The 17804-nt window shown below is 43.0% G+C and carries 9 protein-coding genes, 4 tRNA genes and 3 rRNA genes; 15 read left to right on the top strand and 1 reads right to left on the bottom strand.

What is annotated here, in order from left to right; genetic code table 11:
* Positions 1 to 115: 115 nt before the first annotated feature.
* The 6 genes from FK178_RS10680 to FK178_RS10655 all read left to right on the top strand — a co-directional run bounded on the left by FK178_RS10680 (position 116) and on the right by FK178_RS10655 (position 9408).
* Positions 116 to 1640, top strand: a 16S ribosomal RNA gene (locus FK178_RS10680).
* A 191-nt stretch (positions 1641 to 1831) separates the two neighbouring features.
* A tRNA-Ile gene (locus FK178_RS10675) sits at positions 1832 to 1905 on the top strand.
* Between the two features lie 171 nt (positions 1906 to 2076).
* Positions 2077 to 2150: transfer RNA gene (locus FK178_RS10670), tRNA-Ala, on the top strand.
* A gap of 219 nt (positions 2151 to 2369) precedes the next feature.
* Positions 2370 to 5208, top strand: a 23S ribosomal RNA gene (locus tag FK178_RS10665).
* 196 nt (positions 5209 to 5404) lie between these two features.
* Positions 5405 to 5514: ribosomal RNA gene (rrf, locus tag FK178_RS10660) — 5S ribosomal RNA — on the top strand.
* The 16S, 23S and 5S rRNA genes sit together here with 2 tRNA genes alongside, the layout of an rRNA operon.
* Positions 5515 to 6258: 744 nt before the next feature.
* Complete coding sequence (locus tag FK178_RS10655; protein WP_146834702.1) at positions 6259 to 9408, top strand: Ig-like domain-containing protein; 3150 nt, start codon at positions 6259 to 6261, stop codon at positions 9406 to 9408.
* 100 nt (positions 9409 to 9508) lie between these two features.
* Here FK178_RS10655 and FK178_RS10650 read toward each other — a convergent pair whose 3' ends face one another.
* Positions 9509 to 10651 carry an acyl-CoA dehydrogenase gene (locus tag FK178_RS10650; RefSeq protein ID WP_146834699.1) on the bottom strand — a complete coding sequence of 381 codons (1143 nt, stop codon included), beginning with the start codon at positions 10649 to 10651 and terminating at the stop codon, positions 9509 to 9511.
* A 92-nt stretch (positions 10652 to 10743) separates the two neighbouring features.
* On the opposite strand from FK178_RS10650, the gene FK178_RS10645 reads away from it, so the two are divergent.
* The 9 genes from FK178_RS10645 to FK178_RS10605 all read left to right on the top strand — a co-directional run bounded on the left by FK178_RS10645 (position 10744) and on the right by FK178_RS10605 (position 17765).
* Positions 10744 to 11808 (top strand): anhydro-N-acetylmuramic acid kinase, encoded by a 1065-nt coding sequence (locus FK178_RS10645; protein ID WP_146834696.1) that lies wholly within the window; start codon positions 10744 to 10746, stop codon positions 11806 to 11808.
* Between the two features lie 152 nt (positions 11809 to 11960).
* On the top strand, positions 11961 to 13187 hold the full coding sequence (locus tag FK178_RS10640; RefSeq protein ID WP_146834693.1) for a Glu/Leu/Phe/Val dehydrogenase dimerization domain-containing protein: 1227 nt from the start codon (positions 11961 to 11963) through the stop codon (positions 13185 to 13187).
* A gap of 59 nt (positions 13188 to 13246) precedes the next feature.
* A complete protein-coding gene (locus FK178_RS10635) occupies positions 13247 to 13948 on the top strand; it encodes a MotA/TolQ/ExbB proton channel family protein (protein WP_146834689.1) in 702 nt (233 codons plus the stop codon).
* 1 nt (position 13949) lies between these two features.
* A complete protein-coding gene (locus FK178_RS10630; protein ID WP_146834685.1) occupies positions 13950 to 14348 on the top strand; it encodes an ExbD/TolR family protein in 399 nt (132 codons plus the stop codon).
* A 12-nt stretch (positions 14349 to 14360) separates the two neighbouring features.
* The gene (locus FK178_RS10625; RefSeq protein WP_146834682.1) at positions 14361 to 15179 is read left to right on the top strand and encodes an energy transducer TonB; all 819 of its coding nucleotides are present in this window, start codon (positions 14361 to 14363) and stop codon (positions 15177 to 15179) included.
* 48 nt (positions 15180 to 15227) lie between these two features.
* On the top strand, positions 15228 to 16403 hold the full coding sequence (locus FK178_RS10620) for a bifunctional folylpolyglutamate synthase/dihydrofolate synthase (protein ID WP_240793818.1): 1176 nt from the start codon (positions 15228 to 15230) through the stop codon (positions 16401 to 16403).
* A 69-nt stretch (positions 16404 to 16472) separates the two neighbouring features.
* Positions 16473 to 16546 (top strand) — tRNA-Val (locus tag FK178_RS10615).
* A gap of 680 nt (positions 16547 to 17226) precedes the next feature.
* Positions 17227 to 17301: transfer RNA gene (locus FK178_RS10610), tRNA-Val, on the top strand.
* Between the two features lie 116 nt (positions 17302 to 17417).
* Positions 17418 to 17765: a cupin domain-containing protein gene (locus FK178_RS10605; RefSeq protein ID WP_146834679.1), complete on the top strand. Its 348-nt coding sequence runs from the start codon at positions 17418 to 17420 to the stop codon at positions 17763 to 17765.
* Positions 17766 to 17804: the final 39 nt, after the last annotated feature.

Raw genomic sequence — 17804 nt, 5'->3', positions numbered from 1 at the left:
GTAGAGCAAAGAAATTAAATTAAGACTAGAAAAGTCATTTTGAGTGTCTTTTATATGTGTAAATATATAGGAGATAGAAAGAACCCTTGGTAATTGTAAATTTATTTAAAGATTAACGATGAAGAGTTTGATCCTGGCTCAGGATGAACGCTAGCGGCAGGCTTAACACATGCAAGTCGAGGGGCAGCACAAGATTGCTTGCAATCTGGTGGCGACCGGCGCACGGGTGCGTAACGCGTATACAATCTACCTTATAGAGGGGGATAGCCCAGAGAAATTTGGATTAATACCCCATAGTATTATAGAACAGCATTGTTTTATGATTAAACATTTATGGCTATAAGATGAGTATGCGTTCTATTAGCTAGATGGTAAGGTAACGGCTTACCATGGCTACGATAGATAGGGGTCCTGAGAGGGAGATCCCCCACACTGGTACTGAGACACGGACCAGACTCCTACGGGAGGCAGCAGTGAGGAATATTGGACAATGGGCGAGAGCCTGATCCAGCCATGCCGCGTGCAGGAAGACGGCCCTATGGGTTGTAAACTGCTTTTATACAGGAAGAAACACTCCCTCGTGAGGGAGCTTGACGGTACTGTAGGAATAAGGATCGGCTAACTCCGTGCCAGCAGCCGCGGTAATACGGAGGATCCAAGCGTTATCCGGAATCATTGGGTTTAAAGGGTCCGTAGGCGGGATAATAAGTCAGCGGTGAAAGTCTGTGGCTCAACCATAGAATTGCCATTGATACTGTTGTTCTTGAGTGTTTATGAAGTGGTTAGAATATGTAGTGTAGCGGTGAAATGCTTAGATATTACATGGAATACCGATTGCGAAGGCAGATCACTAATAAAATACTGACGCTGATGGACGAAAGCGTAGGTAGCGAACAGGATTAGATACCCTGGTAGTCTACGCCGTAAACGATGGTTACTAGCTGTTCGGCCGTAAGGCTGAGTGGCTAAGCGAAAGTGATAAGTAACCCACCTGGGGAGTACGTTCGCAAGAATGAAACTCAAAGGAATTGACGGGGGCCCGCACAAGCGGTGGAGCATGTGGTTTAATTCGATGATACGCGAGGAACCTTACCAGGGCTTAAATGTAGTCTGACAGGAGTGGAAACACTTTTTTCTTCGGACAGATTACAAGGTGCTGCATGGTTGTCGTCAGCTCGTGCCGTGAGGTGTCAGGTTAAGTCCTATAACGAGCGCAACCCCTGTGGTTAGTTGCCAGCGAGTAATGTCGGGAACTCTAACCAGACTGCCGGTGCAAACCGTGAGGAAGGTGGGGATGACGTCAAATCATCACGGCCCTTACGTCCTGGGCCACACACGTGCTACAATGGTAGGGACAGAGAGCAGCCACTGGGTGACCAGGAGCGAATCTACAAACCCTATCTCAGTTCGGATCGGAGTCTGCAACTCGACTCCGTGAAGCTGGAATCGCTAGTAATCGCATATCAGCCATGATGCGGTGAATACGTTCCCGGGCCTTGTACACACCGCCCGTCAAGCCATGGAAGCTGGGGGTACCTGAAGTCGGTCACCGCAAGGAGCCGCCTAGGGTAAAACTGGTAACTGGGGCTAAGTCGTAACAAGGTAGCCGTACCGGAAGGTGCGGCTGGAACACCTCCTTTCTAGAGCTATTGCCTTATTAAAGGGCAAAGCGCAATTATCAAACAAAGGTTTCTTGAAAGGATTCTTTTGGTCTTAATTTAGCTGTCAATTTCGATATATTATTTTATAAAGTATTGAGTACTGAGTATTGGGAATTGAGTATGGGGATGTTTATCTAACTACTCATTACTAACTACTCACTACTATTTGCAGTCTCATAGCTCAGCTGGTTAGAGCGCTACACTGATAATGTAGAGGTCGGCAGTTCGAGTCTGCCTGAGACTACGACGCAAGCGAGAGCTTGCGAAGTTAAAAAGGAAAATAGTTAAAGAGGTAAAAGTCTTTGCTGTACGTTCATTAAAATATTAAAGGAAATTTTAGAAGTTGGGAATCCCAGGTTGACATAAAGGTCATCAATTAACTGATAACTGTTAACTGATAACTGACAACTGAAATGGGGGATTAGCTCAGCTGGCTAGAGCGCCTGCCTTGCACGCAGGAGGTCATCGGTTCGACTCCGATATTCTCCACAAGACAATGATCAATAAACAATGATCAATAAACAATGAAAATTGTTAATTGGTAACTGTTAATTGCTAATTGTAAAACGTTCATTGACATATTGGGAAATAAAGAATACGAGAGAATACGTTCTTTGCAGGCAACTGCAAAGGATATGAAATAATTAAAATTGATACTAAGAACAAGCTGCACGGCTGTTTTTAGTATCAGAGCAAATTAGGTAAAAGCACATAAGCTAAATAAGGGCGTATGGGGAATGCCTAGGCTCTCAGAGGCGAAGAAGGACGTGATAAGCTGCGAAAAGCTGCGGGGACTGGCACATACAGTTTGATCCGCAGATATCCGAATGGGGCAACCCACTATATTGAAGATATAGTATTCCGTAAGGAAGGCGAACCCGGGGAACTGAAACATCTAAGTACCCGGAGGAGAAGAAAACAACAGTGATTGCGCAAGTAGTGGCGAGCGAACGCGCATTAGCCCAAACCTGTATTGTTACGGCAATGCAGGGGTTATAGGACTGCGATATTGGTTGTGTAATGAATTAGAACACTTTGGAAAGAGTGACCATAGAGGGTGATAGTCCCGTATAAGTAAAGATCATAAACCATAGCAGTATCCTGAGTAGTGCGGGGCACGAGAAACCCTGTATGAATTAAGCGGGACCATCCGCTAAGGCTAAATACTCCTGAGAGACCGATAGTGAACCAGTACCGTGAGGGAAAGGTGAAAAGAACCGTGAATAACGGAGTGAAATAGATCCTGAAACCATACGCTTACAAGCGGTCGGAGCCCTTTAGTGGGGTGACGGCGTGCCTTTTGCATAATGAGCCTACGAGTTACCGTTGCCAGCAAGGTTAAGCATTTAAGATGTGGAGCCGTAGCGAAAGCGAGTCTTAATAGGGCGCTATAGTTGGTAGTGGTAGACGCGAAACCGTGTGATCTACCCTTGGGCAGGTTGAAGCTGTGGTAACACATAGTGGAGGACCGAACCCGTTGACGTTGAAAAGTCTTGGGATGACCTGAGGGTAGGGGTGAAAGGCCAATCAAACTCGGAAATAGCTCGTACTCCCCGAAATGCATTTAGGTGCAGCGATAATTATAGTTTTATAGAGGTAGAGCTACTGATTGGATGCGGGGGCTTCACCGCCTACCAATTCCTGACAAACTCCGAATGCTATAAAATGTTTATTATCAGTGAGGGCATGGGTGCTAAGGTCCATGTCCGAGAGGGAAAGAACCCAGACCATCAGCTAAGGTCCCCAAATGTATATTAAGTTGAAAAAACGCGGTTGAACTGCCCAGACAGCTAGGATGTTGGCTTGGAAGCAGCCATTCATTTAAAGAGTGCGTAACAGCTCACTAGTCGAGCGGTTCGGCATGGATAATAATCGGGCATAAATATACTACCGAAGCTATGGATTTCATATTTAGATATGGAGTGGTAGGGGAGCATTGTAATGGGGTTGAAGGTGAGCTGTAAGGCTTGCTGGACTAATTACAAAAGAAAATGTAGGCATAAGTAACGATAATGCGGGCGAGAAACCCGCACACCGAAAGACTAAGGTTTCCTCAGCTATGCTAATCAGCTGAGGGTTAGTCGGGACCTAAGGCGACCCCGAAAGGGTTAGTCGATGGACAACAGATTAATATTTCTGTACCTGCCCCGCGATAAAAGTGACGGAGGCGAAAAGTTAGTGCGTACTGACGGAATAGTACGTTGAAGGATGTGGTAACACTCTGATAGTACACAAAGGCTTCGGCTGGCGTGATAATCTAGCAAATCGACTTCCAAGAAAAGCGAGTGGTGGCAGCCCGTACCGCAAACCGACACAGGTAGTTGGGATGAGAATTCTAAGGTGCTCGAGAGATTCATGGCTAAGGAACTAGGCAAAATAGACCCGTAACTTCGGGAGAAGGGTCGCCCATCTTCGGATGGGCCGCAGTGAAGAGGTCCAGGCGACTGTTTATCAAAAACACAGGGCTCTGCTAAATCGAAAGATGATGTATAGGGCCTGACACCTGCCCGGTGCTGGAAGGTTAAGAGGAGATGTTAGCTTCGGCGAAGCATTGAATTGAAGCCCCAGTAAACGGCGGCCGTAACTATAACGGTCCTAAGGTAGCGAAATTCCTTGTCGGGTAAGTTCCGACCTGCACGAATGGTGCAACGATCTGGACACTGTCTCAGCCATGAGCTCGGTGAAATTGTAGTATCGGTGAAGATGCCGATTACCCGCTGTGGGACGAAAAGACCCCGTGCACCTTTACTATAGCTTAGTATTGACTTTGGACAAGTGATGTGTAGGATAGGTGGGAGACTTTGAAGCGGCGTCGCCAGGCGTTGTGGAGTCATTGTTGAAATACCACCCTTTACTTGTTTGAAGCCTAACCCCTGAAAATGGGGGACAATGCTTGGTGGGTAGTTTGACTGGGGTGGTCGCCTCCAAAAGAGTAACGGAGGCTTCTAAAGGTTCCCTCAGCACGCTTGGTAACCGTGCGTAGAGTGCAATGGCAAAAGGGAGCTTGACTGAGAGACATACAGGTCGATCAGGTACGAAAGTAGAGCATAGTGATCCGGTGGTTCCGTATGGAAGGGCCATCGCTCAAAGGATAAAAGGTACGCCGGGGATAACAGGCTGATCTCCCCCAAGAGCTCACATCGACGGGGGGTTTGGCACCTCGATGTCGGCTCGTCACATCCTGGGGCTGGAGAAGGTCCCAAGGGTTGGGCTGTTCGCCCATTAAAGTGGCACGCGAGCTGGGTTCAGAACGTCGTGAGACAGTTCGGTCTCTATCTACAGTGGGCGTTAGAAATTTGAGTGGATCTGACTCTAGTACGAGAGGACCGAGTTGGACTGACCTCTGGTGCACCAGTTGTTCCGCCAGGAGCATTGCTGGGTAGCTACGTCGGGAAGGGATAAGCGCTGAAAGCATATAAGCGCGAAACCCACCACAAGATGAGATTTCTTTAAAGGATCGTGGAAGACTACCACGTTGATAGGCCATAGGTGTAAAGGCAGTAATGTCATAGCCGAGTGGTACTAATAATCCGTAAAGCTTAGTGCACCCGTCCCGGCCGTAAGGTCGGGACAGGAAAACCTACCTAAAACGCATTTTAATTATCTTCGTTATTCTTTTCTATTGTTTATTTCCTTATATGTTAATCTTATTATCACGCTAAGGCGTGAAGTGAATAGTAAATAGTAAATAGTGAATAGTTTTAACCTAATCACTACTCCCCAATCACTAATCACTAATAATTTAAGGTGGCTATAGCAACGGGGCTCACCTCTTCCCATTCCGAACAGAGAAGTTAAGCCCGTTAGCGCAGATGGTACTGCTGTATTGTGGGAGAGTATGTCGTCGCCTTGTTTTTGAAAGACCTTTACTGAAAAGTAAAGGTCTTTTTTGTTTTATACCATTTTCAAAAGCACCTCTCGGGAGATTGGTGCTTTTCTTATTTGTATAACTAATCCCTACCAACCTTTAGCTTACTCGCACCCGTATCCTAAGGTACGTTCGGGCGGGCCTGCCTGCCGGAAGACTTGTTTTTGAAAACCCTTCATCATATCGATGAAGGGTTTTTTTGTTAATAATAATTCCCAAACGGATTTCTCCAAACGAATTGTATTATATTTTTTATTAATGACCAATCTGTGGAGCATTCCGGAAATGCCCGTTAAATATGTTGAATATTATAATTACTCAATCACATCTTGTTGTGAATTTTATGAAAAAAAGTTAGGGAAATGTGAAAAGCGGGTAATTTCCCTACTGTTATCGTCTTGATAATTTATGTTATTTTGAAGTAGTCATTAAGGGAAAAAGGTTCATCCAGGCAACCCAACTGCTGTAAGATATGATCTCTGTTTTTAATTGACTTCCGCCAAACGGTGGATTCTTCCCCATTATTTTTGAACGACTTCCCTATAAGTCGGGATATAAAGTTCTTTTTTACCTATTCCTTCCCTGCAATGGAATTTGTTGAATTCCCCCTTTTTTAAATAAAGTTTTAATAACTGTTTTCAACTTTTTTAATTTTTTAAACCAGACGCTCCCGTCTACTTTGTTTGGCCTAAAGCACGGCTTGAGTACTAACCATTAATTAAATAAATTATGAAAAGTTTTACAATCACGGGGGAAAAGGGAACCCGTATGTACCTGGGGGGTGCACTATTCGAAATTAAGAAGCCTGGAATTTCAAATACTATATTTGCGATTTTAGGTATAATTTTATTAATTCTGGCGCCGCTTCAAACAACGGCTCAAAATATTCGCGGTGTTGCACCTGTTCAAACTCCTTTAGGGGGTTTTGCGGTTGATGGAAATGCCTATGTAAATTTACCTGTCTCTGGTGATCTTGATGGTGGAGATTTGTTTTTTGAAAGGGGGACAAATGATAACACTGCATATCCCGGAGGCTTATTTCGAGCCGATTATTTTCAGAACCCACCTGTGCCATTGGGGAACGGTGTGTTTACGGATGTGACTAATCCAGATTTATTTGTTCATCCAAATACATTTCTTTTTAGAGATGATATAACAAATAATGACCCTACAATCTTTACTAGTACGAATAAGATTAATGATAATCCTAACACATATACTTGGGGTCCGGGTTCATCTCCTAATAAAAATGAGATTCAAAGTGCCCTGGCGCATTTCACTTGGGGAGATCCGGAGTTAGACGGTAATCCTGGTGATCTTTGGATGATTTTCGCCGCCGATAGGGAGGTTACAAATGGAAGTAGTTATATTGATTTCGAGATCTTACAGAATACCTTAACTAAAATTGGAACCACATCTGGAAGTTTTGAATCTGCAGGTCCTGATGGTGGGCGTACAATAGGTGATATTTTAGTTACTATTGAGTTTACACAAGGGGGTGGCCAAGCTACAGCCGTTATTAGACGTTGGAATGGTTCCTCTTATGTTGTTTATACCGGATTCCCCGATAAATCCATTTATATTTCTAATAATACAGTAGCCACTGTTGTGCCTTATTCAATTTATAATCAGGATCCTTTAGCTTCCGGTGAATTTGAGGGATATTATCAATACTCTATTAATCAATGGGCCGAAGGTGCCGTAAATATCACGGCTCTTTTTGGTCCTGGAAATCCTTGTTTTAATATTAGTACATTATTTGTTCGCACACGTACATCCGGAAGTTCAGGCCAATCGGAATTAAAAGATTTCCCTATAGGACCAATCCAACTAAATTTGGATCTTACTCCAGATTCACCAGTTATTGGAAGTGTTGAGAACTGTGGCCCATGGGAAGGAACCCTTGATGCAACAGAGTGTGAAGGAACTGTTAAATGGTATGATGTGGAATTTGACGGGGAATTGCTTTATACAGGAGCATCATATGATCCAGGAGAAATTTCTGAAACTACTTCGTTCTGGGTAAGTTGTACAGTAAATGGTTGTGAAGGTCCCAGAGCAGAGGTTACCGTAACAATTTATGATATTCCTGATTTTGATGTAACCAACCTTGATTCATGTGAAGATGGAGAAACCGGAGGGGCTTCTTTCGATCTTAATGATGCTATAAGTAATGATGACCCGGGTACTTTGAGTTTTTATCTTCTTGAAGCCGATGCAATAGTTCCTCAAAATGCTATTAGTGATCCAACTGATGTTACAGTTTTACTTACAGATAGTCCTGAAACTTTTTGGGCGCGTCTTGATAATGACGATGATGGAGACGAAGACTGTCATACCATTAAGTCCTTTACCGTAACCGTTTACGATAATCCTGATCTTGTAGTAAAAGATCTCTCAGATTGTGAAGAGGGGGAAACCGGTTTCCAAAGTTTTGACCTTAATGATGCTGTCACTACTCCTGATGGAAACATCACCTTCTATCCAACAGAGGACGATGCTATCAATGAGACCAATGCGTTAACTGAAATGGAAGCAATGGATGTTTCCGTGCCTGTTGCAGGTGCTACCTACTGGGTGCGTAGTGAAAATACTGACGACCCCACTTGTTATACCATTGAATCCTTTGATATAACCGTCACTGATAATCCTGATCTTGTAGTTACAGATCTTGATGACTGTGAGGAAGGGACAACAGGAGCTCAAACCTTTGATCTTAATGATGCGGTTACTGATGATGGTGGTGGAGATCTAAGTTTCTATGAGTCTGAACTGGACGCAAATAATGAAGACAACGCCATAGCAGATCCTACAGCTGTTAGTGTGAGTATTGCTGAAAGTCCGAAAACATTCTGGGTACGCTCTGAAAACGAAACTAATGAAGATTGTTTCTCTGTTGAATCCTTTACCGTAACGGTTTACGATAATCCCGATGTTACAACTTCGAATCCTGAGCCTATTTGCCTTGGGGAATCTGTAAATCTGGCTAATTATGTAACTGATGCTGATGGAGGAACACTTTCCTATCACTCAACTCTGGAAGATGCTGAGGACGGTATGAATGAATTAATGAGTACTATAGTAAGCCCGGGATTAGGTTCTCACGATTATTTTGTAAGAAGTGAAAACACCTCAGATTCCGAATGCTACAGCGTTGCTACAATTACTGTTACTGTAATTACCTGTGACGATTTTGAAGGCTGTACCCTTGGTTACTGGAAAACTCATACAGACAGATGGTGTGATGTGTACCTTACTTGTGATATATATGGTGAGATCTTCATGGATGCACCTGCTGAACTGGCAGATCTAACATTGCTGGAAGTTTTAAACCTTACAGGTGGCGGAGTTTACAACCTTGGACGTCAGTCTGTAGCTGCTCTTCTCAATGCTTGCACTGAGGATGTAAACTATGAACTTGCAACACCCGGTGATGTGATTGATTATGTGGTGGCTAATTTTGGAAACGCCGGTGAAGCCGGTAGTTACCTTGATATGTTGAACCAGGCAGGATGCCCATTGGATGGCACACCTGCAACTACTGAGCCTTCTGAGGACTGTATTAATGGTGCGGCAAGTGAACCGGTATCTGGAGATACCAATGAACAAAGTGTGGAAGTGAATGGTTTCAATGTTTCTCCTGTACCATTCAGGGAATCCTTGAATGTTCAATATGACTTTGATTATGTGTCTAATGCTGTAATCCAAATGTATGATATGCAGGGTAGGTTATTGAGTACTCAAAAAGAGGCGAATGCTTCTAAAGGAAAAGTAACTAATCTAAGTATTAACTTCAGAACATTGCCCAGCCAGGTGTATGTAATTAAGGTTACTACAGACAGGGATGTATTTACCAAGAAAATAGTTTCAGATAAATAGTTTTTAATAACCAGTGTTAAAAAGAAAAGCAGCCTTCAGGGGCTGCTTTTCGCTTTTATAAAATTTCTGGCACCAATTACGAATGGGCGCCATCAATGTTTTATTTATTCAGGATGCTTCGGGAGATTACGATCTTTTGTATCTCTGAGGTTCCTTCATAGATCTGGGTGATCTTGGCGTCTCGCATCAATCTTTCAACGTGGTATTCTTTTACGTATCCATTTCCGCCGTGAACCTGTACTGCTTCCACAGCTACATCCATGGCCACCTTTGAGGCATATAATTTGGCCATAGCACCTGAAAGATCATAATTGTTGCCGTTGTCTTTATCCCACGCAGCCTTCATTACCAAATGCCTTGCAGCTTCAATAGAGGTGTGCATATCGGCAAGCTTAAAGGCAATTGCCTGGTGGTTACAAATCTCGGTACCAAATGCTTTTCTCACTTTGGAATATTCCAATGCAAGTTCATAAGCACCGGCAGCTATTCCCAAAGCCTGGGCTGCAATTCCAATTCTTCCGCCGGAAAGGGTTTTCATCGCAAATTTAAATCCGAATCCATCCTCACCAATTCTGTTTTCTTTAGGAACTTTCACGTCATTAAAGATCAGGGAATGGGTGTCGCTTCCGCGAATACCCAGTTTATTTTCTTTTACTCCAATCTCAAAACCAGGCCAGCCTTTTTCCACTATAAAGGCATTGATCCCTTTATGTCTTTTCTCGCGGTCGGTTTGAGCGATCACAAGGTAATAATCGGCGGACTTTCCATTAGTGATCCAGTTTTTGGTCCCGTTTAGGATGTAATGGTCGCCGTGGTCTATTGCAGTGGTTTTTTGTGAAGTAGCATCACTGCCCGCCTCAGGTTCGGAAAGACAAAAAGCGCCCAGCTTCTCACCTGTGGTAAGTTTTGCTAAATACTTTTCTTTTTGAGCCTCATTTGCAAAAGTGTCCAGCCCCCAGCAAACAAGAGAATTGTTTACAGACATAACTACAGAGGCAGAGGCGTCTATCTTGGAGATCTCTTCCATTGCAAGAACATATGCTACGGTATCCATACCGCCACCGCCATATTCAGGAGACGCCATCATTCCCAGGAATCCAAGTTCGCCCATCTTCTTCACCTGTTCTGCAGGAAATTCCTGCTTTTCATCTCTTTCAATCACTCCCGGTAATAATTCGCTTTTTGCAAAATCTCTGGCTGCATCGCGAATCATGATATGTTCTTCTGTAAGTTTAAAATCCATTTAGAATATATTTTAGAAATATCAATTTTTTTGTGACCAAAGATAAGTTTTTGAGGCCTATAATTCAATAAAGAATAATTATTTTTACGAATATGAAAAAGAACGAGTACAAGATAATTGGGGTTATGTCCGGCACTTCCCTGGACGGAATAGATTTGGCTTTTATACAATTTAATAAGATAGGCCACTGGAGTTTTAAAATTGAATCTTCTGCAACCATACCCTATAGCGGGGACTGGAAAGCCGATCTTACAAACGCCATTAAGGAGGACCCTGAAGAGTTACAAGAACTTGATGAAAGATATACAGAATATCTGGCGAAGGTAATTTCAAAATTTATTAAAGATAATAATATAACCGACCTTGATGCGGTGTGCAGCCACGGCCACACTATAAAGCATGAGCCTGAAAATGGATTAACGCTTCAAATTGGCAATTTGCCGGAGCTGGCGGAGCTTACAGGGCAAACTGTAGTATGCGATTTTCGCGTGCAGGATGTAGCCCTGGGCGGGCAGGGTGCCCCCCTGGTACCAATAGGGGATAAACTGCTCTTTCCGGAATATAAATACTGCCTGAATCTTGGAGGTTTTGCAAATATTTCAACTTCGGTGAAGGGGCAAAGGTTTGCCTATGATATTTGTGCGGTGAACACGGTGCTGAATTATTATGCTGAAAAATTGGGAATGGAATACGACAGGGATGGTGAAGTTGCCAGATCGGGTCATTTAAACCCTGAATTACTCGAAGAGCTTGAAGGCTTACCTTATTATAAACAACCGGCTCCTAAATCCCTAGGAATAGAATGGGTAAATAAAGAGATACTTCCTGTTTTGAAAAAATATGAAGCAGATATTCCTTCCATTCTTAGAACCTGGTGCATGCACGTGGCCATGCAAATTTCAAAAGAATTGGGGAATGAGGAAGATGAAGATGTTTTAGTGACCGGTGGAGGTTGCTTTAATACATGTTTAATTCAGCAAATAAAAAAAATGACGCAAACCCGGCTTGTTATACCTTCTGCAGAGATCATAAATTTCAAGGAGGCCCTTATTTTCGGTTTTCTCGGGGTGCTAAAATTGCGGGGAGAGGTAAATGTTCTGAGCTCTGTTACCGGGGCAGAAAATGACCATAGTTCTGGAGTTATTTTTCTTCCTTAAAATTCCGGATATAACAACAAAACGGCTTATTAGTTTTTTATATTTGCTCCCAAATTGAAAATTTCATGAAGCATTTTCCATAAAATGTTTCTTAAATAGACGAATGATCATATGGATGTTATAAATGTCCTTTAAAACAATAAAATCTGGAAATGAAAGAATTACTGAATTTATATGAAAATAAATCTCCTGAAATAGTATTTAACTGGAAAGACCGTGAAACCGAAGCTGAAGGCTGGACGGTTATAAATTCATTACGTGGTGGGGCCGCAGGTGGGGGTACCCGAATGAGAAAAGGACTTGATATGAATGAAGTGCTTTCCCTGGCAAAAACCATGGAAGTGAAATTCACCGTTTCCGGCCCTGCTATTGGCGGAGCAAAGTCTGGTATAAACTTTGACCCTGCAGACCCAAGAAAAAAAGGGGTTTTAGAGCGTTGGTTCAAAGCGGTTTCCCCGTTGCTTAAAAGTTATTACGGTACAGGTGGAGACTTAAATGTAGACGAGATCCATGAAGTTATTCCAATTACTGAAGATTGCGGGGTTTGGCACCCACAGGAGGGCGTTTTCAACGGGCATTTTCAACCTACTGAAGCCGATAAGATCAACCGCATTGGCCAATTGCGCCACGGGGTGATCAAGGTGTTGGAAAACTCTCAATATACTCCTGATATAAACCGGAAATACACGGTAGCCGATATGATCACGGGTTACGGTGTTGCCGAAGCCGTAAAGCATTATTATTCCATTTACGGCGGGGACGTAAAAGGTAAAAAAGCCATTGTGCAGGGATTTGGTAATGTTGGATCTGCAGCTGCTTTTTATCTTGCCCAGATGGGAGCTAAAATAGTGGGTATTATTGACAGAGATGGAGGGTTGATCAATGAAAACGGCTACAGTTTTGAAGAGATAAAAGATTTTTTCCTTAATAAATCTGGCAATACTTTGAAAAATCATGATCTTATTCCTTTTGATGAAATGAATGAGAAGATCTGGAAGTTAAATGCTGAAATTTTTGCACCTTGTGCTGCCTCAAGGCTGGTAACACAATCGCAGGTGGAATCCTTAATTGATGGTGGGCTGGAAGTTATCTCCTCTGGTGCAAATGTTCCTTTTGCCGATAAGGAAATATTCTTTGGTCCTATTATGGAACACATAGACGGGAAAGTAAGTGTGATCCCGGATTTTATTGCAAACTGTGGAATGGCCCGAGTTTTTGCTTATTTCATGGAACGCAGGGTGCAAATGACAGATGAGGCTATCTTTAACGATATCTCTATGACCATTCAAAATGCCATACAGAATACCTATGATAACAACAGCTCAAAAACCAATATAAGCCGCACGGCGTTTGAAATCGCATTAAAACAGCTGGTATAATTTTATATTTACAATTAAAACTGCAAACTCACGTTACATTAAAAAACCTAAATTAATTTATGCTATACTTTTTCCAGCAAGAGGACCTTACACAAACAGCCCTGGAGGTTGAACCGGTCGTAGAAGAAAAAACTTTGTCTTTGTTTGATCTCATGATGAGTGGTGGCATAGGAGGCCAGGTGATCATCGGGATCCTTTTTATCCTTTTATTTGTTGCAGTTTATATTTATTTTGAAAGGCTTTTTGCTATCAAAGCTGCTACAGAGGTTGATCAAAATTTTATGTTGCAAATTAAAGACAGCGTATTGAACGGGAATATTGAATCTGCCAAAATACGTTGTGCCCAGACAAATTCCCCGGTTGCAAGATTAACCGAAAAAGGGATCTCCCGTATAGGAAGCCCACTGGAAGATATAAATACCGCCATAGAGAATGCCGGTAGACTGGAAGTTTACAAGTTGGAGAAAAATGTAAGTATTCTTGCAACCATTGCAGGAGCCGCTCCCATGATTGGGTTCCTTGGAACTGTAATTGGTATGGTTTTAGCTTTCCATGCCCTGGCCACAAGCAGCGGGCAGGCAGAAATGGGGGTGCTGGCAGAAGGTATTTATACTGCGATGACCACCACAGTTGCCGGTTTAATAGTAGGTATTATTGCTTATATAGGTTATAACCACCTGGTTGTAAAAACAGATAAAGTGGTACACCAAATGGAAGCTACAGCAGTAGATTTCCTTGACCTGTTAAACGAGCCGGCTTAGTATGAACTTAAGAAGTAGAAATAAGGTAAGTGCAGATTTTAGTATGAGTTCCATGACAGATATTGTTTTCCTGTTATTGATCTTCTTTATGCTAACATCGCCTGCCATCACGCCCGAGGCCCTGGACTTGATCCTGCCAAAGGCAAAAGGGAAGACCACCAATGTATCCAGTCTTTCGGTGAGTATCACCAAGGATTTACAGGTGTACATTAATAGTGAAAGGGTAAGCCAGTCGGCACTGGAAGCTACATTAAAGCAAAAACTGGCGGGAGAAGAAGATCCCACCATTATTCTGAGGGCAGAAGAAGGCGTGCCAATTGAAAAAGCGGTAAATGTTATGGATATTGCCAACAGAAACAGGTACAAGATTGTGCTGGCAGTAAAACCGGAAAATAATTAAAAGACAGAAGCAGTGAGTTTCCTGGACACAAAACACGAGAAGAAATCCTTTACCATCACGGTGATCATACACGTGTTGTTAATTGTGTTATTGTTATTTTTAGGATTGAAATATCTTGACCCGCCACCTGAAAGCGGGATTGCCATTAATTTTGGTAATTCTGAAGTGGGATCGGGGGATGTACAACCTACAGAGCCTGTAAAGTCGGCCCCACAGCCTACCACCAATCCCGTAGTATCACAACCTAAACCGGTGGTGGAAGAAGTGGTAACCCAGGAAAGTGTGGAAGCTCCGGTAATAGAAAAGAAAACCGAAAAGAAACCTGTTGTAAATGAAAAGCCGGTAGAGCCTAAAAAGGTGGAACCTGCCAAACAACCGGATCCTACCCCTTCCAAATCTACTACAGATGCCTTAAGCAGCATTTTAAACGGGCCAAAAAGCAACGGAACTGCAACGGGGGGCGAAGGAAATGATCAGGCTGCAGGAGATAAAGGAAGCCCCGATGGAGACCCTTCGGCAAGTTCGTACTATGGTAATGGAATGGGACTTGACGGTGATGGAAATTACAGGTTGGGTGGAAGACGCGCACTAAATAAAGAACGTATTGTTCAGGATTGTAATGAAGCCGGCCTTGTGGTGGTCCAAATTGAAGTGAATCAAAGCGGGCAGGTTACAAAAGCCACGCCCGGTGTTAAAGGTACTACCAACAGTGCCGCCTGTTTACTGGATCCTGCCAAGCGGGCTGCGCTTGCAACACGTTTTAACAGTGATTCCAAAGCACCTGCAAGACAGGTAGGAACAATTGTTTACAACTTCAAATTATCTGAATAAGTGCCAGATTATTCTCAGACTGTTGATTGGATGTTCCAACAGTTACCTATGTACCAGCGTATAGGCGCGGCCGCGTTTAAAAAAGACCTTTCCAATACTATTCTTCTTGCAACCCACCTAAAAAAACCACAACATAATTTCAAATCAATTCATGTGGCAGGTACCAACGGCAAAGGTTCTGTGAGCCATATGCTTGCTTCGGTATTGCAGGAAGCAGGTTATAAAGTAGGCTTATATACTTCCCCCCATTTAAAGGATTTCAGGGAGCGTATTAAGATCAACGGCAGGGAAATCCCGGAAGAATCTGTTATAAATTTCATTGCAGAGAATAAATCATTTTTCGAGGCCAATAAGCTCTCCTTTTTTGAAATGACAGTAGGAATGGCATTTGATTATTTTAGCCGGGAGCAGGTAGATATTGCCATTATAGAGGTAGGCCTGGGCGGAAGACTGGACTCTACCAATATAATTACTCCTCAACTTTCTGTGATCACCAATATTGGATTGGATCATACCGAAATATTGGGAAATTCCCTGGCAGAGATTGCCGCAGAAAAAGCGGGGATCATCAAACCCGGTGTGCCGGTTATAATTGGCGAAAACCAACCCGAAACAAAGCCTGTGTTTTCTGAAACAGCCGCGAGATTAAATTCAGAAATTATTTTTGCTGAAGACTCTGAAGTTGAAAATTATCCTTCAGATCTCACAGGAGCTTATCAGGTTAAGAATATAAGGACGGTGCTTACGGCCTTAAAACGACTTACTAAAAACTCCTCCTGGAAAATTACTGAAGAAAATATAACCCAAGGACTGCTGAAAGTAAAGATCAACACCGGGCTTCGCGGTAGATGGGATATATTACAGGTAGAACCCAGGGTAATTTGCGATACAGCCCATAATGCCGAAGGACTTAAATATGCATTAAGCCAACTGGCAAGTGAACAATTTGATAGGTTGCATATTGTAATGGGGGTGGTAAATGACAAAGATCTTGGAAAGATCCTGCCTTTATTTCCAAAAGAGGCGATTTATTATTTTTGTAAACCCGACGTTCCAAGGGGTATGGATGCTGAATTTTTAAAGGGAAATGCAAAGGAATTTGGTTTGAAAGGGGAGGTATATTCTTCAGTTTCAAAAGCATACGATGAAGCCCTGAAAAGTGCCTCAAATAAGGATGTGATCTATGTAGGAGGAAGCACATTTACAGTGGCAGAAATAATTTGATTTTTTTTCAAAATTAGTTTGCGGAATTGAAAAAGTGCTCTATATTTGCATCCGCTAATCAAGCAAAGAGGGCAATTAGCTCAGCTGGTTCAGAGCACCTCGTTTACACCGAGGGGTCGGGGGTTCGAACCCCTCATTGCCCACAAAAGGCTTCCATTTTTGGAAGCCTTTTTTTATTTAAGAAATATTGGATCCCGGGGGGTTCTCCCGATAGCTATCGGGACTCATTGCCCACAAAAGGCTTCCATTTTTGGAAGCCTTTTTTTATTTAAGAAATATTGGGTTTCGGCGTTTCTCCCGATAGCTATCGGGACTCATTGCCCACAAAAGGCTTCCATTTTTGGAAGCCTTTTTTATTTAAGAAATATTGGATTTCGGGGGTTCTCCCGATAGCTATCGGGACTCATTGCCCACAAAAGGCTTCCATTTTTGGAAGCCTTTTTTATTTAAGAAATTTAATGAAAGAAGCACGGATTGCAAATCTGCGCTATCTCGCATTGCCCTTTCACTAATTGGAACAAAATTTATAAGGATCAGGCCCGATTACACCGGCCCGGCCAACAAAAGAAACCTTCTCATTAGAAAAGCCCTGAAAGGGCGTCATATATCAGCATCCCGTAAAGCGGGATGAAAAAGCGAAATCCCACCATCCAAGCCCTGAAAGGGCGGCATACATCAACATTCCTTGAAGCGGGATGAGAAAGCGAAATCCCCCCATCCAAGACCTGAAAGGGCGAAATATACCAACCAACCTTAAAGCAGGCTAAAGAGATCACCCGGGATATCAAATAATTTAATATCTTCGAATTCAAATTTCCTAAAAGGGTGATTAGCTCAGTTGGTTCAGAGCACTACCTCGACAAGGTAGGGGTCACTGGTTCGAACCCAGTATCACCCACTTTTTTCTTCTTCCCTGGTTTATTTTGATGGTTTCCCCAGGAGCCTTTGTCACAAAAGAGCTCCTCCCTTCCGTTCATTTTTCGTAAATTCACTGGAACTGTAAAACCAATAATTATGAAAAGCGCGTCCCTAATAAATGATCTTGAATATAACGATACAAAACCTGCCGTAAAGGTTTTAATGGATACCGATAGCTCCCGGGAGCTGCGAATTGCAATGAAAAAGGGGCAGGTCATGAAGGAACATAAAACCCCTTATCCCATTGTAGTTGAAATTTTTGAAGGCCGTATAAGCTTCGGGGTAGAGGGCAGGAACCACGATCTTGTGAAAGGCGACCTTGTGTACCTGGATGGAGACGTACCTCACGATCTAAGAGCAGATGAGGATAGCACGGTTCGCCTTACCCTCTCCAAAAATGATAGCGCTTCAAGGGTTGAGGGCGTGGCCGACAGGTCTTCATAAGTCCCGCTGTTCTCTTTATGGGTTGAACCTGATACAAAT

It is taken from the genome of Antarcticibacterium arcticum, assembly GCF_007993795.1.
In the GTDB taxonomy this organism is placed as follows: domain Bacteria; phylum Bacteroidota; class Bacteroidia; order Flavobacteriales; family Flavobacteriaceae; genus Gillisia; species Gillisia arctica.
The sequence above is the reverse complement of the archived record's forward strand: the minus strand, read 5'-3'. Positions and strand labels throughout refer to the sequence as shown.